The 26,992-nt window shown below is 56.8% G+C and carries 27 protein-coding genes; 13 read left to right on the forward strand and 14 right to left on the reverse strand.

Translation table 11 applies throughout. The features are described from left to right. Positions 1 to 39: 39 nt before the first annotated feature. The gene (locus QMZ29_RS25425) at positions 40 to 456 is read right to left on the reverse strand and encodes a hypothetical protein (RefSeq protein WP_046686881.1); all 417 of its coding nucleotides are present in this window, start codon (positions 454 to 456) and stop codon (positions 40 to 42) included. Between the two features lie 621 nt (positions 457 to 1,077). On the opposite strand from QMZ29_RS25425, the gene QMZ29_RS25430 reads away from it, so the two are divergent. The 8 genes from QMZ29_RS25430 to hutU all read left to right on the forward strand — a co-directional run bounded on the left by QMZ29_RS25430 (position 1,078) and on the right by hutU (position 9,529). Further along, on the forward strand, positions 1,078 to 2,154 hold the full coding sequence (locus QMZ29_RS25430) for an LLM class flavin-dependent oxidoreductase (protein ID WP_072271514.1): 1,077 nt from the start codon (positions 1,078 to 1,080) through the stop codon (positions 2,152 to 2,154). A gap of 45 nt (positions 2,155 to 2,199) precedes the next feature. Next, positions 2,200 to 2,814, forward strand: a complete 615-nt coding sequence (locus QMZ29_RS25435) for a cysteine hydrolase family protein (protein WP_261423599.1) — start codon at positions 2,200 to 2,202, stop codon at positions 2,812 to 2,814. Then, on the forward strand, positions 2,811 to 3,668 hold the full coding sequence (trpD, locus tag QMZ29_RS25440) for an anthranilate phosphoribosyltransferase (RefSeq protein ID WP_261423598.1): 858 nt from the start codon (positions 2,811 to 2,813) through the stop codon (positions 3,666 to 3,668). The genes QMZ29_RS25435 and trpD overlap by 4 nt, the downstream gene beginning before the upstream one ends. Beyond that, positions 3,607 to 3,900: a hypothetical protein gene (locus QMZ29_RS25910; RefSeq protein WP_283003196.1), complete on the forward strand. Its 294-nt coding sequence runs from the start codon at positions 3,607 to 3,609 to the stop codon at positions 3,898 to 3,900. The genes trpD and QMZ29_RS25910 overlap by 62 nt, the downstream gene beginning before the upstream one ends. Next, the gene (gene trpF, locus QMZ29_RS25445) at positions 3,860 to 5,080 is read left to right on the forward strand and encodes a phosphoribosylanthranilate isomerase (protein WP_197769325.1); all 1,221 of its coding nucleotides are present in this window, start codon (positions 3,860 to 3,862) and stop codon (positions 5,078 to 5,080) included. The genes QMZ29_RS25910 and trpF overlap by 41 nt, the downstream gene beginning before the upstream one ends. 17 nt (positions 5,081 to 5,097) lie before the next feature. Further along, on the forward strand, positions 5,098 to 6,330 hold the full coding sequence (locus tag QMZ29_RS25450; protein WP_049204159.1) for an MFS transporter: 1,233 nt from the start codon (positions 5,098 to 5,100) through the stop codon (positions 6,328 to 6,330). Positions 6,331 to 6,342: 12 nt separating this feature from the next. Continuing rightward, a complete protein-coding gene (locus QMZ29_RS25455) occupies positions 6,343 to 7,755 on the forward strand; it encodes a UbiD family decarboxylase (protein ID WP_197769326.1) in 1,413 nt (470 codons plus the stop codon). A 79-nt stretch (positions 7,756 to 7,834) separates the two neighbouring features. After that, entirely contained in the window at positions 7,835 to 9,529 is a 1,695-nt protein-coding gene (hutU, locus tag QMZ29_RS25460) for a urocanate hydratase (protein ID WP_147823380.1), read from the forward strand. 140 nt (positions 9,530 to 9,669) lie between these two features. Here the strand turns inward: hutU and QMZ29_RS25465 are convergent, their stop codons facing one another. The 6 genes from QMZ29_RS25465 to QMZ29_RS25490 are packed head-to-tail and all read right to left on the reverse strand — an operon-like array spanning position 9,670 to position 16,610. Next, positions 9,670 to 10,542: a hypothetical protein gene (locus tag QMZ29_RS25465; RefSeq protein ID WP_261423597.1), complete on the reverse strand. Its 873-nt coding sequence runs from the start codon at positions 10,540 to 10,542 to the stop codon at positions 9,670 to 9,672. Between the two features lie 46 nt (positions 10,543 to 10,588). Further along, positions 10,589 to 11,341, reverse strand: coding sequence for a fimbrial biogenesis chaperone (locus QMZ29_RS25470; protein ID WP_261127631.1), 753 nt, complete (start codon positions 11,339 to 11,341; stop codon positions 10,589 to 10,591). After that, on the reverse strand, positions 11,341 to 12,681 hold the full coding sequence (locus tag QMZ29_RS25475) for a fimbrial protein (protein WP_197769328.1): 1,341 nt from the start codon (positions 12,679 to 12,681) through the stop codon (positions 11,341 to 11,343). Before QMZ29_RS25475 ends, QMZ29_RS25470 begins: the two co-directional genes overlap by 1 nt. Before the next feature lie 28 nt (positions 12,682 to 12,709). Next, entirely contained in the window at positions 12,710 to 15,244 is a 2,535-nt protein-coding gene (locus QMZ29_RS25480) for a fimbria/pilus outer membrane usher protein (protein ID WP_197815020.1), read from the reverse strand. Positions 15,245 to 15,264: 20 nt separating this feature from the next. Next, entirely contained in the window at positions 15,265 to 16,017 is a 753-nt protein-coding gene (locus QMZ29_RS25485) for a fimbrial biogenesis chaperone (RefSeq protein ID WP_230490452.1), read from the reverse strand. Positions 16,018 to 16,076: 59 nt separating this feature from the next. Then, positions 16,077 to 16,610, reverse strand: a complete 534-nt coding sequence (locus tag QMZ29_RS25490; protein WP_049209198.1) for a fimbrial protein — start codon at positions 16,608 to 16,610, stop codon at positions 16,077 to 16,079. Positions 16,611 to 16,985: 375 nt separating this feature from the next. Here QMZ29_RS25490 and QMZ29_RS25495 point away from each other — a divergent pair, with 375 nt between their 5' ends. Continuing rightward, a complete protein-coding gene (locus QMZ29_RS25495; protein WP_261127633.1) occupies positions 16,986 to 17,666 on the forward strand; it encodes a helix-turn-helix domain-containing protein in 681 nt (226 codons plus the stop codon). A 7-nt stretch (positions 17,667 to 17,673) separates the two neighbouring features. On the opposite strand, the gene QMZ29_RS25500 is transcribed toward QMZ29_RS25495, so the two are convergent. Further along, on the reverse strand, positions 17,674 to 18,168 hold the full coding sequence (locus QMZ29_RS25500; RefSeq protein ID WP_197769330.1) for a winged helix-turn-helix transcriptional regulator: 495 nt from the start codon (positions 18,166 to 18,168) through the stop codon (positions 17,674 to 17,676). Positions 18,169 to 18,334: 166 nt separating this feature from the next. Here QMZ29_RS25500 and QMZ29_RS25505 point away from each other — a divergent pair, with 166 nt between their 5' ends. Then, on the forward strand, positions 18,335 to 18,781 hold the full coding sequence (locus QMZ29_RS25505; RefSeq protein ID WP_197769331.1) for a tautomerase family protein: 447 nt from the start codon (positions 18,335 to 18,337) through the stop codon (positions 18,779 to 18,781). 134 nt (positions 18,782 to 18,915) lie between these two features. Further along, positions 18,916 to 19,137 (forward strand): hypothetical protein, encoded by a 222-nt coding sequence (locus QMZ29_RS25510; protein ID WP_072070360.1) that lies wholly within the window; start codon positions 18,916 to 18,918, stop codon positions 19,135 to 19,137. A gap of 73 nt (positions 19,138 to 19,210) precedes the next feature. Here QMZ29_RS25510 and QMZ29_RS25515 read toward each other — a convergent pair whose 3' ends face one another. After that, entirely contained in the window at positions 19,211 to 19,753 is a 543-nt protein-coding gene (locus QMZ29_RS25515; RefSeq protein WP_197769332.1) for a hypothetical protein, read from the reverse strand. 275 nt (positions 19,754 to 20,028) lie between these two features. Continuing rightward, positions 20,029 to 21,120, reverse strand: coding sequence for a redox-regulated ATPase YchF (gene ychF / locus QMZ29_RS25520; RefSeq protein ID WP_049211448.1), 1,092 nt, complete (start codon positions 21,118 to 21,120; stop codon positions 20,029 to 20,031). Positions 21,121 to 21,454: 334 nt separating this feature from the next. Between ychF and QMZ29_RS25525 the strand changes: the two genes are divergently transcribed. Beyond that, entirely contained in the window at positions 21,455 to 22,984 is a 1,530-nt protein-coding gene (locus QMZ29_RS25525) for a SulP family inorganic anion transporter (RefSeq protein ID WP_025302490.1), read from the forward strand. A gap of 37 nt (positions 22,985 to 23,021) precedes the next feature. Here the strand turns inward: QMZ29_RS25525 and pth are convergent, their stop codons facing one another. Then, positions 23,022 to 23,612: an aminoacyl-tRNA hydrolase gene (gene pth / locus QMZ29_RS25530; protein ID WP_004941053.1), complete on the reverse strand. Its 591-nt coding sequence runs from the start codon at positions 23,610 to 23,612 to the stop codon at positions 23,022 to 23,024. Positions 23,613 to 23,913: 301 nt separating this feature from the next. On the opposite strand from pth, the gene ychH reads away from it, so the two are divergent. Beyond that, positions 23,914 to 24,192 (forward strand): stress-induced protein YchH, encoded by a 279-nt coding sequence (ychH, locus tag QMZ29_RS25535; RefSeq protein WP_025302491.1) that lies wholly within the window; start codon positions 23,914 to 23,916, stop codon positions 24,190 to 24,192. A gap of 185 nt (positions 24,193 to 24,377) precedes the next feature. Here ychH and prs read toward each other — a convergent pair whose 3' ends face one another. The 3 genes from prs to lolB form a co-directional block, all read right to left on the reverse strand. Then, a complete protein-coding gene (prs, locus tag QMZ29_RS25540) occupies positions 24,378 to 25,325 on the reverse strand; it encodes a ribose-phosphate diphosphokinase (protein ID WP_004941061.1) in 948 nt (315 codons plus the stop codon). 174 nt (positions 25,326 to 25,499) lie between these two features. Continuing rightward, on the reverse strand, positions 25,500 to 26,366 hold the full coding sequence (gene ispE, locus QMZ29_RS25545; protein ID WP_049207164.1) for a 4-(cytidine 5'-diphospho)-2-C-methyl-D-erythritol kinase: 867 nt from the start codon (positions 26,364 to 26,366) through the stop codon (positions 25,500 to 25,502). After that, entirely contained in the window at positions 26,363 to 26,986 is a 624-nt protein-coding gene (lolB, locus tag QMZ29_RS25550) for a lipoprotein insertase outer membrane protein LolB (RefSeq protein ID WP_025302493.1), read from the reverse strand. Before lolB ends, ispE begins: the two co-directional genes overlap by 4 nt. Positions 26,987 to 26,992: the final 6 nt, after the last annotated feature.

Genomic DNA, 26,992 nt, shown 5'->3' on the forward strand with positions numbered 1-26,992 from the left:
CGGCTCCGATAGCGGAATGAAGGGGGCAATATCACTCGATTATTGGTAGGTGAGCGCCGTTGAGGTGATCCAGCCACGCTGACCGGCACATTCGCCGGTAATGATGGAGATTTCTTTCCATTCCGCATTGCCGATGTCCATTGCAGCGCTTTTACCTGTCAATGCGACCTGTGTGCCGGCGATGAGCTGGCAAATATGTTTGGTGGGTTCCAACAAGTTACCCATATTGGGTTGAGCAATTAAAGGCATCGGCCGCTTCAGCACTAGCTGAGGCGCCTTTTCACCCGGTGTGTTAGTGATGGTGATATTTCCGCTATTACTACCAATCGTCGTATTCGCGCTGCCATTAACGAACTGACTGCGTGTTTCCGTTGAAGATGAAAAGGCAGAATAACCAGCGAAGAGGGTGCCGATAATTGTGGCTATGCCCGCGAGGATGGTGAGTTTATTTTGCAAGATATTTCTCCAGAGATATTTATTATATTGATGTTTGGTAAATATACCTTTCTCAATAAAATGGGTAAAGCGTAAATAAAAATATAATCCATCATATTTAAAAATGCATTTATGTTTAATTATTCACTTGGAATATAACTACAAATGCGTGTCATTCTAATTATTGTATTTGGTTGTTTCCTTATGTTAATAAACCAAGTTGGGAGAAATGTTTCATCTTTCTCACAATCATTCACGCGGGGATGTTTGTTTTTTCTTTATTTAACAGTAAGGTTAGCCATTTTTTGTCTCACTTTTGCACACTTCACGTTGCCTCTTTTTTTGAACCAGTAATGTCTTTTTTTCTTCATGGCTAATTGTTATAAATTTGTTATTGATCACAAATTAAGCAATTCCGTGTTGCCATTGCCTTGTCTATACAACTATATACTTAAGGGGAAAGTAATGTTCAATAATCATCTTAACTTTTCGTGGTTAACTTTTTCAGGTGTTTAATTTTACGACTTAATAATGTCTAAGTATTAATTCATTTTTAATTTGAATGAAATTGATGGGTTGAATGTCAATTTGCCGTATATCACGTGCTAATCGGGATTTTACGCTTCAAGGAGATAATCGAACATGAAACTTGGCGCATTTTTAATGCCGGCACATCCGCGTTATCGCTCGTTGCACGATGGGCATTACCACGATCTTGATACCTTGAGGTTTTTGGACAAAATCGGTTTTGATGAGGCCTGGATTGGCGAGCATTATACGATGCCGGCTGAACCGTGCCCTTCTCCAGATTTGCTCATCGCTCAAGCCATTTTGCAGACTGAGCGCATAAAATTGGCGCCGGGCGCCTTTATGCTGCCGTTTCATCATCCAGCCGAGTTGGCTCATCGCATTTGTTGGCTGGATCATATATCGAAGGGGCGATTAATGGTGGGAATTGGCGCCAGCGGTACCACGTTGGATCTCGACATGTTCGACATAGATCATAAGTCGGGTGTGCATCGGGAGATGACGGCAGAATCGATAGCGATCATGATGCGATTTTGGAATAGCGATGGGCCATTCGAATTTAAAGGTAAGTATTGGACAGCGCGTCGGCCGGCGGATCAGTGGGATAAAACCTCCGGTTATCACCTCAAGCCCTATCAATCACCCCATCCGCCAGTAGGCGTGACCGGCCTTTCACCTTCATCCTCGACGTTGAAGATTGCCGGTCGTAATGGCTGGATCCCTATCAGCTTTTGTTTTACGCCGCAGTATCTCCATACCCATTGGCAAGTTGTTGAAGAGGGCGCCGCATTGAATGGAAGGGTTCCTCCGGCCAGGGATACATGGCGTGTCAGTCGTCCTATTCTGATCGCCGACACAGATGCGCAAGCATGGCGGCTTGCTGTCGAAGGCGAAATGGGACGTTACTTTCGTGAGGATTACTTGCCGATGATCGCCGGCAACAAGGCGCTTGGTTTGTTCAAACATCACCCGGATGTACCCGACAGTGAAGTCACCGTCGAGTATTGCGCCAAGCATTGCTGGCTCCTTGGATCGCCGGAGACGGTACGTGAACGCATAGAAGAAATGCAATCGCTGTCTGGCGGATTCGGTGTGTTGCATGTCATGGGGTTCGATCATTTGGATGAATTGAAACCCGTACGTGAAAGCCATCGCGCATTGCAAGAGATCGTCACGACGTATTTCGCCTGACCCAGACCGAATATCGGCACCGTGCGGTCATTCATGGAGAGAAAGATGCAACGTCAAAAAGCAACTCAGCCCCCCAATCGGACACGTCGATTTGCCGTTTTGGTGATCGACATGCAATACGACTTTCTGGATGAAGATGGTCCTGTTCCTTGCGAAGGAGGGCGGGAGATTATCGCGTCGCTTCAAGTTTTGTTGAGCTTTGCGCGCGGTGCGGGCATCCCGGTGATCTATACCCAGGAAAGTCACCGCGTCAACCGTGTGGACTTCGGCCGGGAGCTTGACTACGGCGAGACACTTCATTGCCTCGAAGGGAGTCGTGGCGTTGAGATCATCGCAGACTTGTCCCCACAGGTTGGCGATCAGGTATTAATCAAACGCCGTTACAGTGCGTTCTTCGCCACCGACCTGGATCTTCTGCTGCGTGGAATGGGGGTAGATACCGTCGTTCTGACCGGTGTTGCCACGGATGTTTGTGTTCGTGCGACTGCTCAGGATGCCATGCAATTAGATTATCGCGTCATCGTGCCGCGCGAGTGCGTCGCGGGGACGCGTCATGTGCGACATGAGGCGGCGCTTGAGAACATCGGTTATGTATTTGGCCGTATTCAGAGTTTGACTGAGGTTATGAATCTCTTGCGGGCGGGATTGGAGGAGACATGAGCGCAACGCTGTCGATAAAACCGCTGGAAGAGAGATTCAGAAACGTCTTGCAAATCTTGGTTGAAAAACGGCTTAGCTTGAGCCGGGAACAGACCCGAGATCTGGTCCAGGCCATGCTGGGACAGCAATTGGATGATATGCAGATCGGCGCGTTGCTCGTCGCTATGGCACAAAAGGGCGAGTCCGCTGACGAGATAGCCGGTGCGGTTGACGCAATAGCGGCACGTTGCCGGCCATTGGTAAGCGGTTTGCCGCTTACGTTGAATATCGGTGGTACTGGAGGAGACCGGAGCGGGACCTTCAATATTTCCACAACGGCAGCCTTGGTTGTGGCCGCAGCTGGTGTGCCAGTGATCAAGCATGGCAATAGTCGCGTGACCAGCGTCAGCGGCAGCAGCGACATGATGTCGGCGTTGGGCATTGATGTTTCGCGCAAGGGTGATGAAGCGTGGCTGCGGCGATCGTTGGCAACGAGCAACTTCGCGTTTCTCTCTACTTCGTCTTGGTATGCGTTTCCTGAACGGCTGACTGCTGTACGGCGCGCTTTGGGTGTTCGTAGCCTGTTTAATCTGAGTGGGTCGTTGGTTCATCCTGCTAACGTGACGCACCAACTGATAGGCGTTGCGCATGCTTCGCTTTTGTATCCCATGGCTGAGGCGCTGGTGAGGTTGGGCGAGGTGACGGCTTTTATCGTACATGGTGCCGGAGATTTGGATGAAGTCAGTTGCTTGGGAGAAACCCAGGTCCTGTGTGTAAGTGATGGCTGTATAGGTCGGTTTTCCGTGCGGCCGGATGATTTTGAGGTCCCTGCCTGTGAATTACGGGCGTTGCGAGGGGGGGGCTGCGGAGCGTAACGCGAAAATCTGCCTGGCAGTGCTTAACGGCGAGCGGGGGGCCTATCGCAACGCGACTATAGTGAGCGCCGCGACGGCGCTGGTGTTGGCCGGCAAGACGCGCTCCTTTGGCGAGGCGGCGAAACTCGTGCGGCAAGTATTGGATAACGGGCGGGCGTATCAGGTTCTTAAACGATTCAAGGAGACGATGAATGAGAACGAGAGTGAAAGTCTGCGGCATCACGCACCTTGAGGATGCTCTGGCGGCATTAAACGCGGGGGCCAATGCATTGGGGTTCATTTTTTCACAAAGTCCACGTCAGGTTTCGCCCGACGAAGCCCGTTCGATCATTGAACGATTGCCGCCTTTTACTCAGGTGGTCGGCGTGTTTGTCAATGAACCCAGGGAATGGGTGCAAAACATTATATGTTATTGCGGCCTGGCAGCGATTCAGCTTCAGGGTGACGAAACGAATGAGTATTGCCAGGCATTTGATGTTCCGGTCATTAAGAGTTTCCATCTCGACAGCACTTTGGCGCTGGAGAGGATAAACGGTTATCAAGTCAGTGCATATCTATTGGACACGCAGGTTGAGGGGATAAGCGGCGGTTCTGGAAAGCCATTCGACTGGGCTTTATTGAAAAACAAAACATTTGTGCGGCCGGTAATTGTTGCGGGCGGACTGCATACCGGCAATGTCAGCCATCTGATTCAGCACTGCTTCCCCACGGCCATTGATGTCTGTTCTGGCGTCTCCCGGTCCGCGCGCCGTAAGGACCCTGTGCGACTCCAAACCTTTTTTGACGCTGTCGCCGATGCCGATCGCCTTCGCGTGCAGGTGCCGGCTGAGAGTGGGCAAGGGGACATCCTCAAGGCGTCTTTTGATCGGCAGCCTTTGGTGGAGATTCAAGGGCGGCGATTTCTGCTGAATGCTCTGACGGAACAGATCCCGGCAACCCCGGCTGAACTCTTGCGTGAAGCAGCCAGGCGAGTCTGTTATGCGGCGCAATTTCCACCTGGTACCAAGTTGGTGGGGGAAGAAGACAAAGGAGGCGGTTTATTGGCTGCCGTTTCGCTGCTTTCAGGCCTGCCATACGGCATTGCCCGCTGGTACCCATCCGGTCTTGAAGGACAGGTTCAGGTTGATTTCGATTGCGAATATACCGACGGCAGCCTCTTTTTGAACGGCGTGGAGCCCGGCGATAACGTTTATATCGTGGACGATCTCATCAGCACTGGCGGAACATTGGTGGGGTTGGTTTGTGCAGTGCGGAAAGCAGGGGCTGATGTATCAGGCATCTTATGCGTGGTGGAAAAACGCAATTATGGTGGAGCCAGGCGCGTGTTCGAGGCGACGGGGATCTCGGTGCAATCGCTTATTGAAGTGGATGTGAGCGGCGAGCATTCGGTCGTTGTCGGCGTCAATTATTAAATAAAAAGGAGGCTGTGATGATCAAGGAAAGGAAATTCCGCGGTTGGTACATGGTAGGCGCCGTTCATCTTTTGCTGGCGGTTATTTTCGGTGCGGCCTATTCATTTGGCGCATTTTTTACTGCATTACAGGCGAATTTTGACGCGGGGCGTTTCTCTACCGCCTCAATATTCTCGTTGACGGCGTTAATTTACTACGTCGTCGGCGTATTTTCCGGTGCCTGGAGCGATCGTACTTCAGTAAGGACGGTAACCGGCATCGGTATTTTACTGCTTTCCCTAGGCTTTTTGGGCAGTAGCCTGCTGGCGTCGACACTGACGGCGTTTTTGTTCACGTTTTGCCTGTTGGTTGGCGGGGGAGTCGGGTTGGTTTACGTGCCGGCGGTTTCAACCATTCAACGCTGGTTCGTCGTTCATCGAAGTTCGGCTTCCGGCTTAGCGCTGGCTGGCACCGGTTTGGGAACGCTGGTGGGGCCGATGGTGGCTGGTGGGTTGATGCAGCATTTGTCCTGGCAAAGCACCCTACAAGTTTACGCCGTCGCTATCGCTGCGCTGGGATTATCTGCCGCCTTCGTCTTGCGAGGCAGGCCAGAGGACGTGGGAGAATATCCCGATGGGCTTCGTCCCGTAGAGGTGGCATCAATACCGGGTTCCGCGTTTAACGGTAGCGTTACGTTGCGAGAAGCGGCGAGACAGGCTCAGTTTTGGTGGTTTTTTATCGCGATATTTTTCGGCTCTATCGGACTGTTCCTGGCGTTGGTTCATATTAATCCTTATGCACAACAACAGGGGCTAAATGCAACGCAGGCCAATCTGCTCATCGGTTTGATCGGCGTGGGCAATATCGGCGGCCGTCTGGTTTTGGGGCGGATAGGCGACCGTATGGGCGCGCGGCGTTTTTTGGTTATCGTCACGTTGAGTTTGGCCCTGTTATGCGGTTTTTGGAGTGTCGCGCACAGCTTTACCGCGCTGGCGATTTTCGCGCTGCTGTTCGGCGCGGCCAACGGCGGCTGTATTGCGCTGTACCCGGCAGTGGCCAGTACATGGTTCGGCACCGCCAATCTGGGCGCCATTCTGGGGGCATTGTATATCGCCGTGGGGATCGCCGCCGTTGGCGGGGGTAGCGCCGCCGGTTGGCTGTATGACCTGTATCAGAGTTACACGTTGTCTATTGCGTTGGCCGGCATGGCGGCGCTGCTGTCTGCGTTGGGGATCGTCTTGGCTTCTCGCTGTACTTCCCGGATGGGATGAGGGAGGAGTCAAATGCTATTGCCTAATGACTTGCGCTCTGCCTTGGCGTTGTTGCGGCAAGCAGTGGATGAGATTACCCCGGTGGAGAGATCGATTTCTCCCGAGGTGGAGATGATTGAAGATTTTCTCGATGCCTATCGCCAGCCTGGCGGTTCCTGGTTTGCCGATGAGCAACCGTTACGGCTTTATCGACGACCAACACGGGGCGAGTTTCCCGTTTTGATGGGGATGTTTGGCAATCGTCGCCGTTGTAGGTTGTTTTTGGATCCCTTCGGACGTTATTCCGCAGACATATCAAATGCTCAGTTGTTGCTGCAGGCGGCGAGTAGGCCGATAGCGCCCAGATTACTGGGCGGGGAGGAACGCAACTTTCACAACGTGCGTAAGCCTGCTGAAATCCTGGCTTTGTTGCCGATCCTACGTTATCTGCAAGATGATCCTGGGCCGACGGTGACGTTGGGGTTGATCTATGCACGCGATAATCGAACCGGAGCCGCGAATTGTTCTTACCACCGAATTACCTTCAAAGAGGATTCGGTAGTGGTGGCGATTGACTCTCGTGGTCACTTGCAACGTATGCTTTCGGCACATCTGGCGCGCGGAGAGCAACTGCCTATTTCCGTCAATATCGGGCTTGATCCTGCCATTTATCTGGCTTCGGTATTGACTCGGCCTTGTCTTTCTTACGGTAGCGACGAGTTAGGCGTTGCGGGGGCTCTGCGCGGCAATGCGGTGGAGGTTGCGCCATGTTACGCCAATACGGGGCGATATATCGCCCATGCCGAGATCGTTATAGAAGGGATGTTGGGTGCGGAAAAAGAACCGGAGACAGCGGAGGTGGCCGGTTTTACCTTACCTGAGTATCTGGGTTATCGCTCGCCATGTGGTATGGCCACAACACTGGAGGTTCAGGCGGTAAGTCACCGCGCCGGGGCGATATATCAGACGCTGTCGGGTCCTGGTGTGGAGCAATCCATTTTACTTGGTTTAGGCCAAGAGTGTTCGCTGCTCGCCCGACTAAAAACAGAGGGACTTGAGAGGCTGTTTTGTCGCGTCGCGGCTCTGCCTTCCGGCGGCGGTCACTTGTTTACCGTATTGCAAGTCGCTAAACGCGCTTGCGGTGATGACCTGCGCGTTATCGACGCAGCTAAGAGATTGCTCGGCGAGGTGCCATCACTCAAAAATGTGTTACTGGTGGATGAGGATGTTGACCCTTATTCGGAGCGTGATGTCCTCTGGGCTATGAGTACGCGCGCCCGACTTGAACACGATATTCACGTCAGCGCTTTGCTGCCCGGCACTTCCCTTGACCCCTCGCAATTGCCGCTTTATGGCGGGAGTGATGCGAATGGGCTCGTCAATAAATGCGTCGTTGATTGTACGGTTCCTTTTAGCTCTCGGCGGCGTTTTCAACGGGCGTTTTAATGTGAGCGGTACGCCTTTCTGTAGCCTGCCTGACCAGGCTGGCGAACCATGATGTCTGTCATGTTGAAGGAGACAAACCATGACGAATACTCTCGATCCTCGTTTCGATTCCACCCGGAATATTTGTGCCCCTAGGGGCAACGAATTGACCTGCAAAAATTGGCTGACCGAGGCGGCCTATCGCATGATTCAAAATAATCTGGATCCCGACGTCGCCGAAAACCCGCAAGGGCTGGTTGTGTATGGCGGTATCGGTCGCGCTGCGCGCAATTGGCAATGTTACGATCAGATTTTGGCCTCACTTAAAGAGCTCAATGAAGACGAAACTCTGTTGGTTCAATCCGGAAAACCGGTTGGAGTATTCCGCACCCATACTGATGCTCCCCGAGTGTTAATCGCCAATTCTAATTTGGTTCCACAGTGGGCCAATTGGGAACACTTCAGCGAGCTTGATCGCAAGGGATTGTTCATGTACGGGCAAATGACTGCCGGTAGTTGGATCTACATCGGTAGCCAGGGCATTGTGCAGGGTACGTTTGAAACGTTTGCCGAAGCGGGCCGCCAGCACTATGGCGGGGATCTGACCGGACGCTGGATCCTCACCGCCGGGCTGGGGGGGATGGGCGGGGCGCAACCGTTAGCAGCGACATTGGCCGGCGCGGTTTCGTTGAATATAGAGTGTCAGCAGAGTAGCCTGGATTTTCGTTTGCGTACGCGCTATCTCGATAAACAGGCAAAAGATCTGGATGAAGCTATCGCCTTGATCAAGGAGCACACGGCGGCCGGACAGGCGGTTTCTATAGGCCTGCTAGGCAATGCCGCAGAGGTGTTACCTGAACTGGTCAAACGCGCGCATGCAGGCGGTATCCGACCCGATCTGGTTACCGATCAGACGTCTGCGCACGACCTGATCCACGGTTATTTGCCGGTGGGATGGAGCGTGGCGCAGTGGAAAGCAGCGCAACGCGATCCGGGGCAGCATGCCAGGTTGGCTGACGCCGCAGCCGCTAGCTGCGCCATTCATGTGCAGGCAATGCTTGATTTCGTTGACATGGGTGTGCCGGCTGTTGATTACGGTAACAATATTCGCCAGGTCGCACGCGATATGGGCGTGGAAAATGCTTTCGATTTTCCTGGCTTCGTACCGGCTTATATTCGCCCCCTGTTTTGCGAGGGCAAAGGGCCGTTTCGCTGGGTGGCGTTATCTGGCGATCCGGAAGATATCTACAAAACGGACGCCAAGGTTAAAGCGCTGTTTCCTGAAAACCAGCATATCCATCGTTGGCTGGATATGGCGCGTGAGCGCATTGCTTTCCAGGGATTGCCGGCGCGTATCTGTTGGTTGGGGTTGGGCGAGCGTCATCTGGCAGGCCTGGCTTTCAACGAGATGGTGCGTAGAGGGGAGCTTAGCGCGCCGGTTGTTATCGGCCGAGATCATCTGGATACTGGCTCCGTCGCCAGCCCCAATCGTGAAACCGAAAGCATGAAGGATGGAACCGATGCCGTTTCCGATTGGCCGTTGCTGAATGCATTGCTCAATACTGCGGGCGGCGCTACCTGGGTGAGTTTGCATCATGGTGGCGGTGTGGGGATGGGATATTCGCAGCATTCGGGAATGGTGATCGTGTGCGATGGCAGTGAGGAGGCTGACCGGCGGCTTGCTCGGGTGTTGGTCAACGACTGCGGTTCCGGCGTGATGCGCCATGCCGATGCTGGCTATGAGCAAGCCGTTGCTGCCGCGAAAAGGTTTGGATTGAAACTGCCGATGCTTTGAGAATAAGAGCATATTGAGGCTTTATAGCGGTTCTTATAAGGTAGAACCGCTATTTCTCTATAGGATGATTTTTACACTGTATTGCCTGTCTTGTGAGTATTTCACCTCTTGGCATGTGACGATTTAGTCTTGGCGTCAACTTACGGTTTTGCTGTCTGGCCTTCTTGCCAGTTTTGCCAAACCCATTCAAGCCCGCATTCGACCATCGCGAAATAGAGGCTGAAGTAGCGCTCCGCCATGATAAAGAACGAGCTGTTGAGTTCGATCACCACGTTATTGGTGGTGGTCAGCAGGCCGGATTTTTCCGCCGCCTGCAGAATGCGATTCACGTGCGCGCGTGAGACGGAGCACGACTTGGCGATTTTCGCCGAGGAGAGCAGCAGAAAGGGGGAGTCCTGCCGGATGCTTTCGATATGCAGCATCAGCAGCACCATGTGGCCGGCGTCCTTGCTGATAAACAGTCCGGATTGCGGCACCAGATCGATCAGGTAGATCTCCTTGAGCATCAGCTGCCCGTAGGCGGCGAAAAAGGTGGGCAGAAAGTCGGGCGCCGCCAGCAGCGTCGCGATGGGCATCTGTGGCGCCAGCGCCTGATAGGGCCGCGCCATGGAGGCGATCAGCGCCTGAGTTTCCGCCAGCGCGTGCGGCGTAGGTTTATAGCGCAGCTGGCGTTTGTCATGTTCGCAGGGTTTGACCTCCAGTCTACGGCCGACCCGCAAAAAAAACAGAAAGGAGTCCAGGGAGTTCTCGCTGATCAAATTTTTCCCTTTAAAAAAGGCTTTGATGTCTTTCAGCCCGGCGGCGGGCTGGTGGTAATAAATGGACAGGATAGTGGAGCAAATGATGAACCGGCTGTTCCTGAAGATGATTTTATAAAACAGCGGATGTTTCTTGTAGGTCTCTTTTAATAACTCCCCGTGTTTGACGATGGCGGCGTGAAACGCCGGTGACTGCCTGATGATGTTGGCCTGTTTCTCCAGGTGAAACTGTAGCTGGAATCTGCTTAGACTCATTTTCCCTATTTCCTGTACTTAAAAAAAAATGTGCTGCTTTTTATCGTTATGGGTTTGCTGTGTATGACTTGACGATCTGTTGGCCTTGGTCGTTGATGAGGGTGGCCTGAACGGTGATCTGAGAGGGGAGCCCCGACGCCGCAACGCCGTCGAGGTGATAATCCCGCGTGCTGAATGGCGCGGTCATCATGTCGCTTTCTTGCTGCACCGGGGCATCGCGCCTGTCGGTTTGCACGGCGATGCGAGCGAAGGAGAGATAAAACGCCGACCGGTTGTGACAGCGCAGCAGATAGCCACGCGGTGATTTTTGCAGCGTGAACGAAACGGCCTCGGCCGCGTTGTCGGCGTTACCCTTCAGCGCTTTGGGGCGGTAGAAGATTTTCATCTGCGTGTTCATCGCCAGCGTCACGTGCGACGCCAGCGGCGGCGTGGTCGGTCGGCTGGGCGGGATCTCATACAGGTTAAGCCAGAACACCGATTCTCTGTCGGTGGGCAGGGCCGCGCCGGCAAACAGGATCCGCAGCCCTTTCAGCGCCGAAGGCTGCAGGGCGAATACGCTGGGCAGGGTGACAAACGGTGCGCGGGACAGTTCGGGTGCGGCGTTGACATCGCCGTTATCGACCCAGGTTTGCGCTACGATCGGATAGCCGTTGGTGTTGAGTAACATCAGGGTTTTTTCCGTGTCTCCCTCGCGGAAAATCACCCGGGTGGCCGAGGCGATGATGCCCGCCTGCGCGCCCATGGCCGTCAGCGCCAGCAGCAGAGCGCATCCCATCGTCAGATATTTCTTTCTCATCATTATTGCACCTTAACCCAGACGTAGGCCCTGGCGTCCACTTTGCCGGCGGTGACAGTTTGCCCGGGCAGCCGGGCGAGCGTGGCGGTCAGTTGAGTGGTGTAGTGGGTGAATCCCGCCGCGGTGCTGCCGCCGCCGCTGGCGCCGTTGAGCACCGGGTACCAGCCGGCGTCGTTGCCCTGCGGGCATTGCCCGGCGCTGCAGCGCGCCCAGCCGACGAAGTTCATCGGCGCGCCGTTGCCGGCGTTGGCGAGCGCGATACCCACGCCGGTGGCGACGCTGCTGTCGGTGCCGTAGCCGCTGGAGAGCAGGTAGCTCACGCCGCCGTTGGCACTGACCAGCCCGAGTTGCTGCGCCGCGACATAGCTTTCATACGGCACCTGCAGGCCGAGGGCGGTATTGTTGCTGCTGACGCCGGAGACGGCGGCGTTGTCACATTCGATATTGATGGTGAACTGCGCCTGTGAGGTTTGCCCGGCGGTCAACTGGCTGATGGAGAGGGTCGGCAGGATCACCAGCGGCGTGACGTTGCGCGCCACGCAGGTGGCGGTATAGGTCAAGGAGGAGATCGGTGCGGTGCCCATGCCCATCGCGTTCCAGCGCCCGGTGCCCCAGGTGGCGTAGTTGGTGGCGGAGTCGCTGCCGATAGGATCCGAGGCGATGCCGGGCCCCTGAAAGGTGACATAGCCGTTCGGCTGCGTGCAGGTATAGTTCGAATTGCCGGTGGTCGAGGCCATGCCCACCAGCGGGTTGCCGGCGCTGTAGCCACAGTAGTTGCTGGCACCCGCGCCCGGCAGCGAACTGATGCGGATCAGGTCGGCACGGATGGCGCTGAAGTCTTTCACCCGGATCTGAATTTTGCTGCCGACGGTGGCGTAGCGGGTAATCGGCGCCGACTGCCAGTAGCGGGTAAAAACCTTGCCGGAATCCAGGTGGGTCAGGCGGATACCGACGTAAGGGAAGTAGGTGGCGTAGTAGTTGGGGTTGCCGTCTTGGGCGCCCAGATCGTAATAGCCGCCGACGCGATCGTCGCCGTTGGTGGCGAAGACTTCATAGATCTGCCCCGCATCGCTGGCGTCGCACTCATACAGCACCTTGTTGGGATCCGGATAGCGCGTGCCGGACGTAAGATCGAACACGCTGGTGCCGAGCGGCGTACCGACGGGCTGCAGGTAAGTGCTGGTCAGATTGACCCGGCCCAGCGCCGTGCCTACCCCGCAGGGATCGCAACCGGAATCGATCCAGGGGGCGACTCGGGTGCATTGGGCCAGCGCGGCGGGCGCGCCGAACAGCGACAGAGCAAGCAGCGCCAGGGCGGCGATCGGGTAAGCAATACGTTTCATCGTCTCTCCTGAGAATACGTTTAATGGGCTAGCGACATGGGGCGCTGAGCCGCTGAATCGGGCCGTCTTCCCCGGCGGGCAAGCGGTAATGCAGCGTGCACTGCTGGCTGGGCGCGTCGCCCCAGTTCAGTGTCAGTTCCCCGGCGCGCTTATCGCTGCGCAGATATACCTGATTGGCCTGGCCGACCATGCCCACGCTGTTGCCTGCCGCGTCAAAGACGTTGGCGCCCATCGGGATCGGTGCGTTATCGGGCCGCTGCGCGGTGATCAGCAGCGCCTGGCCGCGCACGGTGTTGAAGTGCAGGCGCACCGTGGCGCCGGCGTACGGGGCGACGCGGCGCTGGCCGTCTTCCAGTTCCGCTTTGTCGTTCATGCCCTCGGGGTTCAGCGCGACGGTGTTGTAGTGATAGGGCACCAGCGACGGCGCCAGGGCGTAGCCGAAGCGATCGACGCGCGCACCCTGGCCGTCCATCACCCGTGCGCCGCTGGCGCCGGGCGCCTCGATCAGGGCGAAGGTGTCGCCGACATACGGCCCTAATGTCACGCCGCCGCGGTGCGCCACCACGGCGCCCTGCAGCGACAGGGAGCCTTGTCGGTACTGGCGCGCGGTGGAGAACGAGCCGGTGACGTTGGCGTAAGGCAGGCGGGTTTGCAGGTTGCCGCCCCAGATGCTTTGTTGGCGATCGTCGTCGGTGGTGAAGTTCAGGCCGTAGCTGACCGGCTGCTCGTCGCCGACGCTGCCCGACAGCGCAGCCTGATAGTTGCCGCCCTGACCCTGGCTGTGGTTGGCCAACAGCGAGACGCTGGGGGCGGATGATGAACGTCCGAGCGGGAAGCTCAGCGACAGGGCGGTGACGGTTTGCGTGTTCTGCGCCAGCGGCGCACTGTAGACGTTGTCCAGCGGCCTGTAGCCGCGGTAGTCGCCGTTGCTGTCGCCCAGGCTGCGGGTGCGCGTGACGGAGAGGTTAAGCGCCACGCCGTTGCCGAAGGTTTTTCCCCAGCCCAGTTGGAGCTGATTGTCGCGGCCGCGCTGATCGCGGTAGTCCTGGGTCGAGCCGGACATCGTCAGGCTGCCGAATGCCCCCATCCCCTGATTGACGGCGACCTCGAAACGCGAACGTTGGCGGTAGGAGTCGGACTGCCAGTTTTGGCCAGTAGTGGCGGCGCGCCGCACGCCGAGCACGTCGCTGAGATCGCGAAAGCCTTCAGTAGAGTAGCGGTAGCCGGCGATGGATAAGGTGGTGTCCGTCGGGCTGAAGGTTCGGCTGTAAGAGAGGTGCAGCATCCAGCCGGAGGCGCCGCCGTCCGGCAGGCTGGCGTGGGAATAGGTGGTATCCATGCCGAAGGCGCCCAGCCAGCTGCTGTACACGCCGCCCAGCATCATCGCCTGGTAGCCGTCCGCCAGCTGGTTGCCGAGGTTGAAGGTCAGGGCGTTGGTCAGGCCGTGCTGCCAGGTCACTTCGCTGAACAGATCGTTGTCGCCGACGTAGCGGGAACGGCCGACGATCGCGGAGTAGCGCGACTGGCCGGGGCGGATGGATTCCGGCACCGCGGCGAACGGCACGGTGAAGGTGCTGACGCTGCCGTCGGCTTCGGTCACCACCACGGTGAGATCGCCGGCGTAGTTGGTGGCGTACAGATCGTTGATGGCGAACGGCCCCGGTGCGACGGTGGTTTCATACAGCGTGCTTTTGCCCTGCAGCACCGTCACGCGCGCGTTGCTTTTCGCCACGCCGCGCACCACCGGCGCATAGCCGCGCTGTGAATCCGGCAGCATGCGGTCGTCCGAACTGAGCTGAATGCCGCGAAAGCCCAGGCCGGAGAAGAAGTGCCCGTCGGTAAACCCTTCGCCCAACAGCATTTCGCTGCGCCAGGGCAAGATCGCGCGCTGCACGTAGCGGCGGCTGGTGTCCAGGTGGCCGCCGAACTCCCGATCGTAGCGGTAGCTGGACTGCTGGCGGTAGCGCCATAGCCCGAGGTTGAACCCGCCGTTCAGGTTGGCGTAGGTCGAGTCGAGATCGCGGGTTTGCCCCTGTCGGTAGCTGACGTGGTACTGGTTGAGGTTGTAATTGACGAAGGCCATCGATTCGCCGCTGTCCAGGCTGGCGGGATTGACGCTGCCGCGCGGCTGGCCGTTCAACAGCGCCTGCGGAATGCTGAGATCCAGCCGCAGCCGCGAAATGTCCGCGCTCACCGCGATGTCCTTCAGATCCCGCCCAGGCAGCAGGCATTCTGCTTCGGCGGCCGCCGGCGGATTTTTCAGCCCGAAGCGCGTCAGCTGCGGCCGATCGAAACAGGGCAACACCTGCTTGCCTTCGCGCACGAAGCGAATTTGATCGCGCTCGAGAAACTGGCCGTTGAGATACAGATCGATCTGATAGCTGCCGGGGGCGACGGCGTCCTGTTGGTTGAACTGGCTCAGGGCGCTGTTGCTCAGCACGCTGCCGCGCAGCAGCGTGGGATCGAAGGTATAGCCGTCGGCGGCGGCGCAGCCCAGCGGCAGCGCCAGCAGCGCGCAACACCAGCGTGCGGGCAGCGGCGTCGCTTTGCGAGCATCGAACATGAAAACCTCCCTGTCTGGCGTCAGCGCGCGACGCTCAGGGTGCGTGTGATTTCCACCCCATAGTCATTGATGACGCGCAGTGCGACCTGCCGCACCTCCCCGTTCACCGGCCAGCTGGCCTGCGAAAACGGCGGGATCAGATCCGCCTGCGGGATCACGGTGCGTTTCGCGCCGCTGAGGATCGCGGCCTGGCTGACGTTGGCGTAGTAGCCGGTCGGGTTGTCGACGTGCAGCGCGTTGCCGGCCTGGCGCAGGCTGAGCCGATCGATAACGTGGTTGGCGTCACCGGCCAGCCCGGCGGGGCGATAGAACACCTTCAGCCGATTGGTGACCACCAGCAGCAGTTTGTTTTTGTCGCTGTCCGTCTGGCGCACCGCGGGCACCTGCAGGAAGTTGAGGTAGAACAGCGATTCGCGATCGCGCGGCAGCGGCTGGCCGACGAACGACAGCCGCACCATCTGCCCGCTGTGCGGATTCATGCGGAAGATTTGCGGCGAGGCGACAAAGGGCGCATCGGCGTTTTCCGGCGTGGATTTGGGGTTATTGATGTCGAGCCAGATTTGCATCAGCGCCGGGGTGCCGTCGTCGTTGGTGAACTGCAGCGTTTTTTCCCGTGCCTCGGCGGGGTAGATCACGCGGTTGCCGAGCAGCGTCACGCTGGCCGACGCGTGGGTAGCGGCAAAACTTATCAGGCAAAGCGACAGGGCGGCCCATCGGCGGGCGGAGCGGGTTATCTGCGGCATAAACGTGAACCGATAAAGGGAGCGAGTCATTCAGCGCCGCCCGGCGAAGGGCGGCGCTGGCATCAACAGGTATGGCGCCTGACGCCGGCTTATTTGTAGCTAATGGCGAACTGTGCGGTGGCGATCACCGAACCGGCCGCCACGCCGGTGTCTTCCGCGTAGTAGCGGGCCACCAGGTTCTGCGAGGTGGAGGTGGCGTCTTTCGCCAGCGTCATCGCCGACGTGGTGACGGTCGAACCGCTGGCGAATGACAGCGGCGTGGTGGCGTCACTGTCCAGCAGTTGAATGGACACTTTGGCCGCATCGCCCGCGTTGCCCAGGTTGCCGTTGGTGGTTGGGTTGTTGCCCGCCAGCACGGTTTTGATCGCCGTATCGCTGGTTGCGGCCGCACAGCCGGTCACGTTGACGGTAAAGGTGGTGTCGCCGGCGGTGGCGCCTTTGGCGGCGAGCTTGCTGGCGGCGACGGTCGGCAGCAGAACGACCGGGTTGGATTGGTTGCCGTTAATATTCACCGAGCAGGTTTGCGTGCTGACTTCGCCTTTAAATTGCACCGTATTGGACGAAGCGGCCGCACAGGTGCCGGAGAGAGCCAGCATGGATAATGCGACTAATTTAACATTCATGTGAAATGCCCTTTAATTTACTTTAGAGAAAAGCTTTCCTGACAGTAATAAATTACTGACGTGCGGTTGTGGGTTAATCATGTTGCGCAATTGTTTTTTAAACGCGTCGGCAAACATGGATTTTCATCCTAACAAACTAAGAATTTTCCCTATAGGTGTTTTGAATAAGGCAATAAGACGAGAAAGCCTGCTGTTACATTTTTTTTCATTTGCGCTTATATCATACAAAATAGAAAATAGATCTATATCATCGCGTTGCGATTTTATTGGATTACCAGTTTTTGTGATTGAAATAATTTGAAGCATTCATGCCTTTTTTGCGTATTAATCAACGTGCTGACGGTTGCCTGATTATTTGAAAAACATGTTATCAAGATGTTTTATATCGGTGTGCTTTGCAGGCGAATTACCCCAAAAAAGAGCAGCGACAAGCCGCCTGAGATGTGGAAGCATGCGTCCATGCTGATAAGGAGAATTAAAGTGAGAGTGATTTATATCGACGGTTCACCGCTGTGCCGGTTGGGCATGAAAACATTATTAGGCGGTGGGGTGATAACCTTATCTTCGCCCAATATTAACATCGTTAAAAATATAAGCCCGGCGCCTGATTTAATTATCATGGATTTTCCCCATGAAATTTATCGATTCGAAGCCTATTTGACGTTTATTCACCTTTGCCGCGCTGAATATAAAAATGTCCGGATATTGTTCTTCGTCGATAAGACTTCGCCGCTGATCCTGGAATTTATCGCGGCGGCGCAGCCGGATGCGATTTTGCACAAACGGGAAGCGCTACAGGTGGTGCGAGAGACCTGCGCAACGCTGGCCCACCAGGAGACGAGCGAACGGCACGTGGTGAACCGGCAGCGGGCGGCGGCGATCACGCCTGGCGAAGCGGCGGTGCTGTGTGAAACCGCCCGCACCGAAGATATCCGCCTGACCGCTCGGCGGCTTAACCTGCACCCGAAAACCGTTTATTCGCACCTCAACAATGCCGGCAAAAAGTTCGGCATCCGCAATCGGGTCGAACTACTGAAGATGATAGCGCTGTTGTAGCGCACCGTTAGCGGGTTTTGCCGACGGCCAGCCGCCATTGCGTCATTTCGTCGGCGCCCGGCCCGGCCGCCAGCGCCAGGTTTTGCGCCGGCAGCGATTCGCCGGTCACGGCATCCACCGCGCGCAGGGTGGCAGGGTGGCCGGTTACGCGGTCAACCACGCGCAGCGGCGGCCCGGCCAGCTCGGACAGATTCCATTTATCGCCAATCTGAATCATCGCCATCACCAGCAGCCCGAGATCTTTTCCCTTCTCCGTCGGCAGGTACTCGTAACGATCGGGGCGCGTCTGGTATTGCCGCTTTTCGATAAGGCCATGGTTTTCCAGGGCCTTGAGCCGATCGGTCAGCGTATTGTTGGTGATACCGGTCGACTGGCGCAAATCGTCATAGCGCGAGAGCCCCAGCAGCAGATCGCGCATGAGGATCGCACCCCAGCGATCGCCCAATGCCGACAGCACGTGCGCCACCGAGCACGTCATGCCTTCAAACCCTTTTGCTTTCACGTTGCCTTACCTCTGTTTGACGCCCGAATGCGGATAATTTTATCGCCTCGGCTTGATAACTTCAATAATTGGAGTTATTACTCTTATTATTGGAGTATCTATTTAACAGCGGCTGATGGCCTGAACGCCGGCCGGAAACCCACGCCTTCACCGAGGAGAAAACGTTATGCCACTGTGGCAGATTTACCATCCTGAGCCGGCCTTCAGCGCCGCCGATAAACGCGCGATTGCGCAGAAGGTCACCGCCCTGTACCAGGATTTTTTGCCGCGCTTTTACGTCAACGTGTTCTTCCACGCGCTGCCGCCAGGTTCGGCCTATCTCGGCGGCGAACCGGCCGATGATTTCGTACGGGTGACCATCGACCACATCGCGCGCGCCATGGACAACGACGCGGAGCAGCAGCAATTCCTGGCGGCCTGCACCCGCATCCTGCAACCCTACATCGCCGCCCGCGGGTTGCGCTGGGAACTGCACGTCGACGAAACGCCGTTCTCGCTGTGGACGATTGACGGATTAAAACCGCCGGCGCCGGGGACGGCGGCAGGCGAGAAGTGGCGCAGCGAGAACCGGCCTTCGGTATGGGAGTGGGATAACCGCGAGAAATGGACATAATGAGCACCGGTAATGCTTGTGGACTATGAAATAATGCGTACTGTATCTGCCGAAAAAAATTGAAAGGCAGCCTCCAAGAGGCTGTTTTTCGGAAGTGTTAGAATGGATAAAAATGTCGCTTGCAGGGAGAAGCCATGTCTCATTCATCAGCGAGGAAAAAAGTGTTGAATACAGCAATGTCGCTGGCACACAGAGCGTCTCACGCGCGCAGTTGTGCTAACCATGTGGCGAACCGATTGGGAATGACTCGCAGTGAGCTTCTGATAAAAGTTGAGAAAGAGTCAGGCTCAAATCTGGAATCACCGTTAACTGAAGAAGAGCTGATGAACGCATTCAACTATATGGAAAGCCTTTAGCTGAGGCCGCTGTGGGTGATATACGGACTCCACATTCAGCGTTCAAATTGAAAAGAAGTGGAGGGCGCGTTGATTAAGGATTAATCATGGGTATGGGATACTTTAACTCTATTTCAGGCGCATCAGCTAAATGCCTGCCAGAGCGGGCCATTAAATAGCCGGCAATCTCTTCGGTTGTCAGGTCAACATGGAACATATCAGGATCCTGGAACCATTCATCCGGCCAAAAAATGAGGTCTGATGGATTGCCATCAAAATTTTTCTCAAGCAGTGCAAGAGCGAAATTTTGTTCGGATTCCTTACTTTTGGCATCAGACACACAGCGAAGTGTTTGAACCAATTCATCCCAGGTAAAATCCACATAGAATTTTTCCAGATTGAAAGCCATGCGGGTGAACTCCTTGGCACTGGTCCAGGAGGAGAAATCTCTGAAATCTGAAAACGCATAGGGGCATGCAACCTGGCTGTTCCATTCGACTATCATTGCTTCTAAAACGGAATCTTGTTCGTCAAAACCTTCGTCAATTCTTGAAAGTATCTGCTTAACTTTGTTTGCCAGCTCATTGATCTTTTTGCTACTGACTTTTGTGGGTCTCATTCGGTTAGGTAGAGGCATCGCTATTATCCCTGTCTAGCTTACTCATATCCAATAGGGAACTATTTTACTGCAGTTGCGGAAGTATTAAGTAGCATAAAATTCAATCATGCTGGATGAGGGGCTCTACTAAATAAAACTGTCCGTTGCTCATCGTAACGTTCAGTGCGTTGTGCCTTTGACATTAGATTCTTATCCAGAGCGCTAACACGCGGAATCGCGAGACAAAAAAAATCCACGCCGAAGCGTGGATTTTTCCGTTTCCGGCAGCGGAGAAAAACGCTGCGGGGAAGGAATTAGACGTTGAACAGGAAGTTCATCACGTCGCCGTCTTTGACGATGTAGTCTTTACCTTCTGAGCGCATTTTGCCGGCTTCTTTGGCGCCTTGCTCACCCTTGTAGGTGATGAAGTCGTCAAAGGCGATGGTTTGCGCGCGGATAAAGCCTTTCTCGAAGTCGGTGTGGATCTTGCCGGCAGCCTGCGGGGCGGTGGCGCCGACCGGGATGGTCCAGGCGCGCACTTCTTTCACGCCGGCGGTGAAGTAGGTTTGCAGGTTCAGCAGCTCGTAACCGGCGCGGATCACGCGGTTCAGGCCCGGCTCTTCCAGGCCCAGTTCTGCCATGAACTCGTCGCGATCTTCGTCTTCCAGCTCGGCGATGTCGGATTCCACGGCGGCGCACACGGCAACCACCACGGAGCCTTCGGCGTCGGCGATTTTACGCACGGTGTCCAGGTACGGGTTGTTCTCGAAGCCGTCTTCGTTGACGTTGGCGATGTACATGGTTGGCTTCAGGGTCAGGAAGCTCAGGTATTTGATCGCCGCTTTGTCTTCGTCGCTCAGATCCAGCGCGCGCAGCATGCCGGCGTTTTCCAGGTGCGGCAGGCATTTCTCCAGCGCCGCCAGCTCGGCTTTGGCGTCTTTGTCGCCGCCTTTGGCTTTCTTCTGCACGCGGTGGATGGCGCGCTCGCAGGTGTCCAGGTCAGACAGCGCCAGTTCGGTGTTGATCACGTCGATGTCTTCGGCCGGATCGACCTTGTTGTTGACGTGAATGATGTTGTCGTTCTCGAAGCAGCGCACCACGTGGCCGATGGCTTCGGTTTCGCGGATGTTGGTCAGGAACTGGTTGCCCAGGCCTTCACCCTTGGACGCGCCTTTCACCAGGCCGGCGATGTCGACGAATTCCATGGTGGTCGGCAGAATGCGCTGCGGCTTGACGATCTCGGCCAGCTTATCCAGACGCGGATCGGGCATCGGCACCACACCGGTGTTCGGTTCAATGGTGCAGAACGGGAAGTTGGCTGCTTCAATGCCCGCTTTGGTCAACGCGTTGAACAGGGTGGATTTGCCTACGTTAGGCAGGCCGACGATACCGCATTTGAATCCCATGTTGTAATCACCTTAAATATCTTAACTATCAGTCGGTTAGATTTAACCAACTGCATAAAGGGCAAAATAATGCCGCTATTATACACGTAATGGGCGTTTATCTCGATCAGACTTGCTTGGCCGGGGCGAATGCAGCGCGGGCGACCGGTTTTTGATTGAGATTTGGATCACATTTAACCATACTGGCCGTTCCGATTAACCGACAGGAAACGCGCCGGATGTATTTCTTGCCTACGCCACCCTGAGCTGTGCCCGCCTGCAGTCTGCCGCCCCTTGCGGTACCCCATACCCGCTACGCGGGGAGATGATGTCATCTGTCATAAGTGAATAATGCATGTTTAACCTGAGTAACGTCAGGATCGCGGACGTTAAAAATGAAGTCCTGGCGGGCTTTGTGGTGGCGGTTTCGATGATCCCCGAGGCGGTCGGCTTTTCGCTGGTCGCCGGTCTTTCGCCGATCGTCGGTTTACATACCGCGTTTATTATCGGCCTGGTCACGGCGCTGTTCGGCGGCAAGCCGGGCATGGTTTCCGGCGCCGCAGGTTCCATTGTGGTGGTGCTGATGAGTCTGGCGGCGCAGTACGGCATGGGTTACGTGCTGTGGGCCACGCTGTTTGCCGGGGGGATTCAAATCCTGATCGGCGCCTTCCGGCTGGGCAAGTTCATTCGCCTGGTGCCGCTGCCGGCGATCCACGGCTTCGTCAATGGCCTGGCGATCGTCATCATGCTGGCGCAGCTGAAGATGATCGCCGGGCAGGGGCCGCTGATGTACGGCCTGGTGGCGCTGGCGATTGCGGTGGTGGTGCTGTTCCCGCGCCTGACCAAAGCCATTCCGTCTTCGCTGGCGGCGCTGCTGGTGGTTTCGGCGTTGGCGATCGGCCTCAATCTGCATACGCTGCGGGTGGGCGATCTGGCGGACATTTCCGGCGCGCTGCCGCACTTCAGCCTGCCGACGGCGCCGTTTACCCTGGAGATGGTGCGGGTGGTGCTACCCTATGCAGTAGTGATTGCCCTGGTCGGTTTGATTGAATCGCTGCTGACTATGACGGTGCTGGATGAAATGGGCGGCAAGAAGGGCAACGGTAACCGCGAAAGCATCGCGCAGGGCGCCGGTAACGCGGTGTGCGGCCTGTTCGGCTGCTTCGCCGGTTGTGCGATGATCGGTCAGTCGATCATCAACTTCACCTCGGGCGGGCGCGGGCGCATCTCCGGCACGGTGGGCGCTATCCTGCTGATTTTATTTGTGGTTAGCCTGTCGCGCTATATCGGCCTGCTGCCAGTGGCGGCGCTGGCCGGGGTGATGCTGGTGGTGTGTTACAACACTTTCGAGTGGAGTTCGCTGCGCCGTTTGCGTCGTATGCCGAAGGCGGACGCGCTGGTGATGATCGCCGTCACGTTGATCACCATCTTTACCGATCTGGCGGTGGCGGTGATCAGCGGGGTGATTATCTCGGCGCTGGTGTTCGCCTGGCAGCAGGCACGCATCCGCGTGCGCCAGCGGCAGGTGACGGGCGACGTGGCGGTGTATCGGCTCGATGGTCCGCTGTTCTTCGGCTCGGCCGCGGCTTTTGCCGAGCTGTTCGAGCCGCAAGGCGATCCGCAGAACGTGGTGCTGGACTTTGCCGGCACCCGGGTGATGGATTCCAGCGGCGTAGAAGCGATCGATAAGCTGACGGCGCGTTATCTGGCGGCGGGGAAAAGCATTCGTCTGCGCCACCTGAGCGGTGACTGCGTGCGCCTGCTCAAGCGCGCCGGGCCGTTTTGCAGCCATGAACTGGACGATCCGCAGTATTACGTGGCGGAAGAGGGGTTCGCCGCCGATGATCGCCGCGTGGGCGAGGAGACCTTCAACCCGCGCGGCTAAAAGCCGGCAGCGGGCAGGGCGCCCGCTGCGGTAAGGTTCAGGCCTGCGCCTTGAAGCTGTGCAGGCGCTGAACGGTTTTTTCCAGCCCGTCCTTCATCAGCATCTCGGTGCAGCGCAGCGACTCGTCGATCGCTTCGTCAATCATCTTCTGCTCGCTGGCCGGCGGCTTGCCGAGCACGAAGCCCACCACCTTGTTCTTGTCGCCCGGATGGCCGATGCCGATGCGCAGGCGGTAGAAGTTCGGGTTATTGCCGAACTTGTTTTGGATGTCTTTCAGGCCGTTGTGGCCGCCGTTGCCGCCGCCGAGCTTGATTTTTGCCACGCCGGGCGGCAGATCCAGCTCGTCGTGCGCCACCAGGATCTCGTTGGGTTCGATGCGGTAGAAATTGGCCATCGCCAGCACCGCTTTGCCGCTCAGGTTCATGAAGGTGGTCGGCACCAGCAGGCGCACGTCGTTGCCCGCCAGATTCAAACGGGCGGTGTAGCCGAAGAACTTGCTCTCTTCTTTCAACTGCTGATTGTGGCGCTGTGCCAGCAGATCGACGTACCAGGCGCCGGCGTTGTGGCGTGTCTGGGCGTATTCCGCGCCCGGGTTGGCCAGGCCGACTATCAATTTAATACTGCTCACTGGGAGATTCACTATGATCAGGGTAATGGAAAGGGCCTTAGTCTACCTGTCGGGGCGGTGAATGACAAAATCCGATCTCTGCCTTCGGCGTTGGTAAGAAAGACGAATGATTCATTAGCTGAATCATTCAATTTGTCTGCTAATTTTCAGTGGCGTGTTAAGAAGTGTCAATAATTCTTTACCATTTGTGATCGCCTCCGCAATCCCCTTGCCATAACAAGGACTATACTTAACTTATCAAAGTGGGTTAACAAGTTGCAGCGTTATCCCGGTTGGCACATGGCAATCATGGAGGTGGCATATGAAACGTAGAAGCGCGGACAGAATGGGCAACTTTTTTATGGGGCTGGGGCTGGTCGTGATGATCGGCGGCGTTGGATACTCCATTATTGCTGAAGTTTCCCAGTTCAATTTACCGCAATTTTTCGCCCACGGCGCCATCATGAGTATCTTCGTCGGCGCGCTGTTATGGCTGGTGGGCGCGCGTATAGGCGGCCGCGAGCAGGTGGCGGATCGCTACTGGTGGGTAAAACACTTTGATAAACGGTGCCGTAACGACCAACATCGTTCGTCGCATTGATTAAAAAATCAGAAGGGAAGCAAGAGCAGGGCAAGGGAATATCTGCCGTGCATTAAGGTCTGAGGTCATGTTGGACTACGAGTAGAAAACCCGTTGTTGCTCACGCACCAACGGGTTTTTCTTTTTCTGCTGTCGGGCTCGCTATCTTTCCGGCACGGTGGGCACCGCACCGGAAAGACGACGAATCAATGCTCGAACATCGCAGAGATCGACTCTTCGTTGCTGATGCGGCGGATGGCTTCAGCCAGCATGCCGGACAGGGTCAGAGTGCGAACGTTTTTCAGTGCCTTGATTTCCGGCGACAGCGGAATGGTGTCGCAGACGATCACTTCATCAATCACCGAGTTCTTGATGTTGTCCACGGCGTTGCCGGAGAAGATCGGGTGCGTCGCGTAGGCGAATACGCGCTTGGCACCGCGTTCTTTCAACGCTTCAGCCGCTTTACACAAGGTACCGCCGGTGTCGATCATGTCGTCGACCAGCACGCAGTCGCGGCCTGCCACGTCACCGATGATGTGCATCACCTGAGAAACGTTCGCGCGCGGGCGGCGTTTGTCGATGATGGCCATGTCGGTGTCGTTCAGCAGTTTGGCGATGGCGCGAGCACGCACTACGCCGCCGATGTCCGGGGAAACCACGATCGGGTTTTCCAGGTTCTGCTGCAGCATGTCTTCCAGCAGGATCGGGCTGCCGAACACGTTGTCTACCGGTACGTCGAAGAAGCCTTGAATCTGCTCAGCATGCAGATCCACCGTCAGAACGCGGTCAACCCCTACGCTGGAGAGGAAATCGGCAACCACCTTGGCGGTGATGGGTACACGCGCGGAACGCACGCGGCGATCCTGGCGGGCATAGCCGAAGTAAGGGATAACGGCGGTAATACGACCTGCGGAGGCGCGACGCAGGGCGTCGACCATCACAACCAGTTCCATCAGGTTGTCGTTGGTCGGGGCACAGGTGGACTGGATGATGAAAATATCACCGCCGCGTACATTTTCGTTGATTTGCACGCTCACTTCGCCGTCGCTAAAACGACCTACAGCGGCGTCACCAAGGCTGGTGTACAAACGGTTGGCAATACGTTGTGCTAGTTCCGGGGTGGCGTTACCAGCAAAAAGCTTCATATCAGGCACGAGAAGAACCTCAGGCTTGCGTCCAGAGAAGATATTGTCATGCGACATCGCCAAGGGGCAGTCGGCGACGCCGGCGCAATATACATACGGGTATGTAAAACTAAAATTGAGACCGCAGGCAGCGCAGGGATAACAGGGCCAGGTGTGCATGACCCTGCGCAGCGAAACGTTGGGCTACGACTCAAACCGCCCGGAACGAATGCGATGTAGTGGGGAGACGTTAACGCCGCGCGCTACAAAACCACACAACCACTCCGGGGCTTGATTTAACACCTGACGGGCGGCGATTTCTGTGTCGAATTCAGCAAACACACAAGCACCTGTGCCAGTCAGGCGTGACGGGGCGTATTCTAACAGCCATGAAAGAAGCTGTTCAACCTCGCGAAAACGTTTTCTTGCGATCGGTTCGCAATCATTTGCGTACGGCGCCTGCAACAGCTCACTTAAGGAGCGAACCGGGGTGTTTCTTTTTAATTCGGGGTCGCCGAAGATAACCGGCGTCGGGATGCCGACGCCAGGATGCGCCACCAGATACCATTTTTCCTGCGGCTCGGCCGGCTGCAGGCGCTCGCCGATGCCTTCGGCGAAGGCGGCGTGGCCGCGCACGAACACCGGCACGTCGGCGCCGAGGCTGAGCCCCAGCGCTGCCAGTTGGTCGTCGCCAAGACCGCAGCGCCACAGTTCGTTCAGCGCCACCAGCACGGTGGCGGCGTTGGAGGAACCGCCGCCCAAACCGCCGCCCATCGGCAGGCGCTTGTCGATGCTGATGTCGGCGCCGCGCGGCGCGGTTTGCAGGCCGCGTTCATCGCAATAGCGCTGCAGCAGGCGGGCGGCGCGCACGATCAGGTTCTGCTCGTCTGGAACGCCGTCGACCGGCGTCAGCAGATGAATGCGGTCGTCCTGGCGAGGGTCGATGGTCAGGGTATCGCCGTAGTCCAGAAACTGGAACAGCGTCTGCAGCAGGTGATAGCCGTCTTCACGACGGCCGGTGATGTACAAAAACAGGTTGAGTTTCGCGGGGGAGGGCCACTGGCGGATCATTTGAGCGTCCAGTTATCCATCTTCAGCTTGATGCGCTGGTCGCCCTGCTGCAGCTCCAGGCGGTTCGGCAGCGTCGGCTGCACCTCGTTGCTGTAGCCCTGGTAATCCACTTTCCAGGTCTGGCCGCCTTGCTGGTAGGTCAGCTTGCTCAGGCGATATTGGTCATCCAGCGCAAAATCGCTGGCTTCGCCCGGCAGGCCGAGCATCCACTGGCGCAGGTTGTTCAGCGGGATCGCCATGCCGGTCAGCTTGCGGATCATCTCTTCCGGGTTGTCGCTGACGTAGCGTTTGCCCTGGTTGTCGGTCAGCTGCACCACGTTTTTCTGCACGTTGAGATCCATTTCCGTGCTGCCCAGCGGGTTGGTCAGCAGCAGGCGGTAGCGCTCCGGCGAGAACTGCTGCCAGAAGAAGCGGGCGTAGACTTTTTTCTGATCAGACAAGTAGGCGAAGGAGCCGCGGGTCTGATAGGTGCTGAGCTGTTGCACTGCCTGCTCATGGGCGCGCCACTGCGGTGAAGTCGGGCTGGTGGCCGGGCCGGTCGGCTTGGTGGTGGTACAGGCGGCCAGCACCAGGCTGGCCAGCGGGATCAGACGGAGCAAACTAACTTTGCGTATTGGCATAACTTT

Source organism: Serratia sp. PF-27, assembly GCF_030053255.1.
GTDB classification, from domain to species: Bacteria; Pseudomonadota; Gammaproteobacteria; order Enterobacterales; family Enterobacteriaceae; genus Serratia; species Serratia bockelmannii.

Bases quoted from the DNA above. Each gene is read 5' to 3' on its own strand.
- QMZ29_RS25510 (WP_072070360.1), top strand. From the start codon at position 18,916: ATGTCTCATTCATCAGCGAGGAAAAAAGTGTTGAATACAGCAATGTCG.
- lolB (WP_025302493.1), bottom strand. From the start codon at position 26,986: ATGCCAATACGCAAAGTTAGTTTGCTCCGTCTGATCCCGCTGGCCAGC.
- QMZ29_RS25455 (WP_197769326.1), top strand. From the start codon at position 6,343: ATGCTATTGCCTAATGACTTGCGCTCTGCCTTGGCGTTGTTGCGGCAA.
- ychH (WP_025302491.1), top strand. From the start codon at position 23,914: ATGAAACGTAGAAGCGCGGACAGAATGGGCAACTTTTTTATGGGGCTG.
- QMZ29_RS25435 (WP_261423599.1), top strand. From the start codon at position 2,200: ATGCAACGTCAAAAAGCAACTCAGCCCCCCAATCGGACACGTCGATTT.
- QMZ29_RS25450 (WP_049204159.1), top strand. From the start codon at position 5,098: ATGATCAAGGAAAGGAAATTCCGCGGTTGGTACATGGTAGGCGCCGTT.
- QMZ29_RS25475 (WP_197769328.1), bottom strand. From the start codon at position 12,681: ATGAAACGTATTGCTTACCCGATCGCCGCCCTGGCGCTGCTTGCTCTG.
- QMZ29_RS25505 (WP_197769331.1), top strand. From the start codon at position 18,335: ATGCCACTGTGGCAGATTTACCATCCTGAGCCGGCCTTCAGCGCCGCC.
- QMZ29_RS25465 (WP_261423597.1), bottom strand. From the start codon at position 10,542: ATGAGTCTAAGCAGATTCCAGCTACAGTTTCACCTGGAGAAACAGGCC.
- QMZ29_RS25470 (WP_261127631.1), bottom strand. From the start codon at position 11,341: ATGATGAGAAAGAAATATCTGACGATGGGATGCGCTCTGCTGCTGGCG.
- QMZ29_RS25490 (WP_049209198.1), bottom strand. From the start codon at position 16,610: ATGAATGTTAAATTAGTCGCATTATCCATGCTGGCTCTCTCCGGCACC.
- QMZ29_RS25485 (WP_230490452.1), bottom strand. From the start codon at position 16,017: ATGACTCGCTCCCTTTATCGGTTCACGTTTATGCCGCAGATAACCCGC.
- trpD (WP_261423598.1), top strand. From the start codon at position 2,811: ATGAGCGCAACGCTGTCGATAAAACCGCTGGAAGAGAGATTCAGAAAC.
- trpF (WP_197769325.1), top strand. From the start codon at position 3,860: ATGAGAACGAGAGTGAAAGTCTGCGGCATCACGCACCTTGAGGATGCT.
- QMZ29_RS25430 (WP_072271514.1), top strand. From the start codon at position 1,078: ATGAAACTTGGCGCATTTTTAATGCCGGCACATCCGCGTTATCGCTCG.
- ispE (WP_049207164.1), bottom strand. From the start codon at position 26,366: ATGATCCGCCAGTGGCCCTCCCCCGCGAAACTCAACCTGTTTTTGTAC.
- QMZ29_RS25910 (WP_283003196.1), top strand. From the start codon at position 3,607: ATGATTTTGAGGTCCCTGCCTGTGAATTACGGGCGTTGCGAGGGGGGG.
- QMZ29_RS25480 (WP_197815020.1), bottom strand. From the start codon at position 15,244: ATGTTCGATGCTCGCAAAGCGACGCCGCTGCCCGCACGCTGGTGTTGC.
- QMZ29_RS25515 (WP_197769332.1), bottom strand. From the start codon at position 19,753: ATGCCTCTACCTAACCGAATGAGACCCACAAAAGTCAGTAGCAAAAAG.
- QMZ29_RS25495 (WP_261127633.1), top strand. From the start codon at position 16,986: ATGTTTTATATCGGTGTGCTTTGCAGGCGAATTACCCCAAAAAAGAGC.
- QMZ29_RS25525 (WP_025302490.1), top strand. From the start codon at position 21,455: ATGTTTAACCTGAGTAACGTCAGGATCGCGGACGTTAAAAATGAAGTC.
- ychF (WP_049211448.1), bottom strand. From the start codon at position 21,120: ATGGGATTCAAATGCGGTATCGTCGGCCTGCCTAACGTAGGCAAATCC.
- hutU (WP_147823380.1), top strand. From the start codon at position 7,835: ATGACGAATACTCTCGATCCTCGTTTCGATTCCACCCGGAATATTTGT.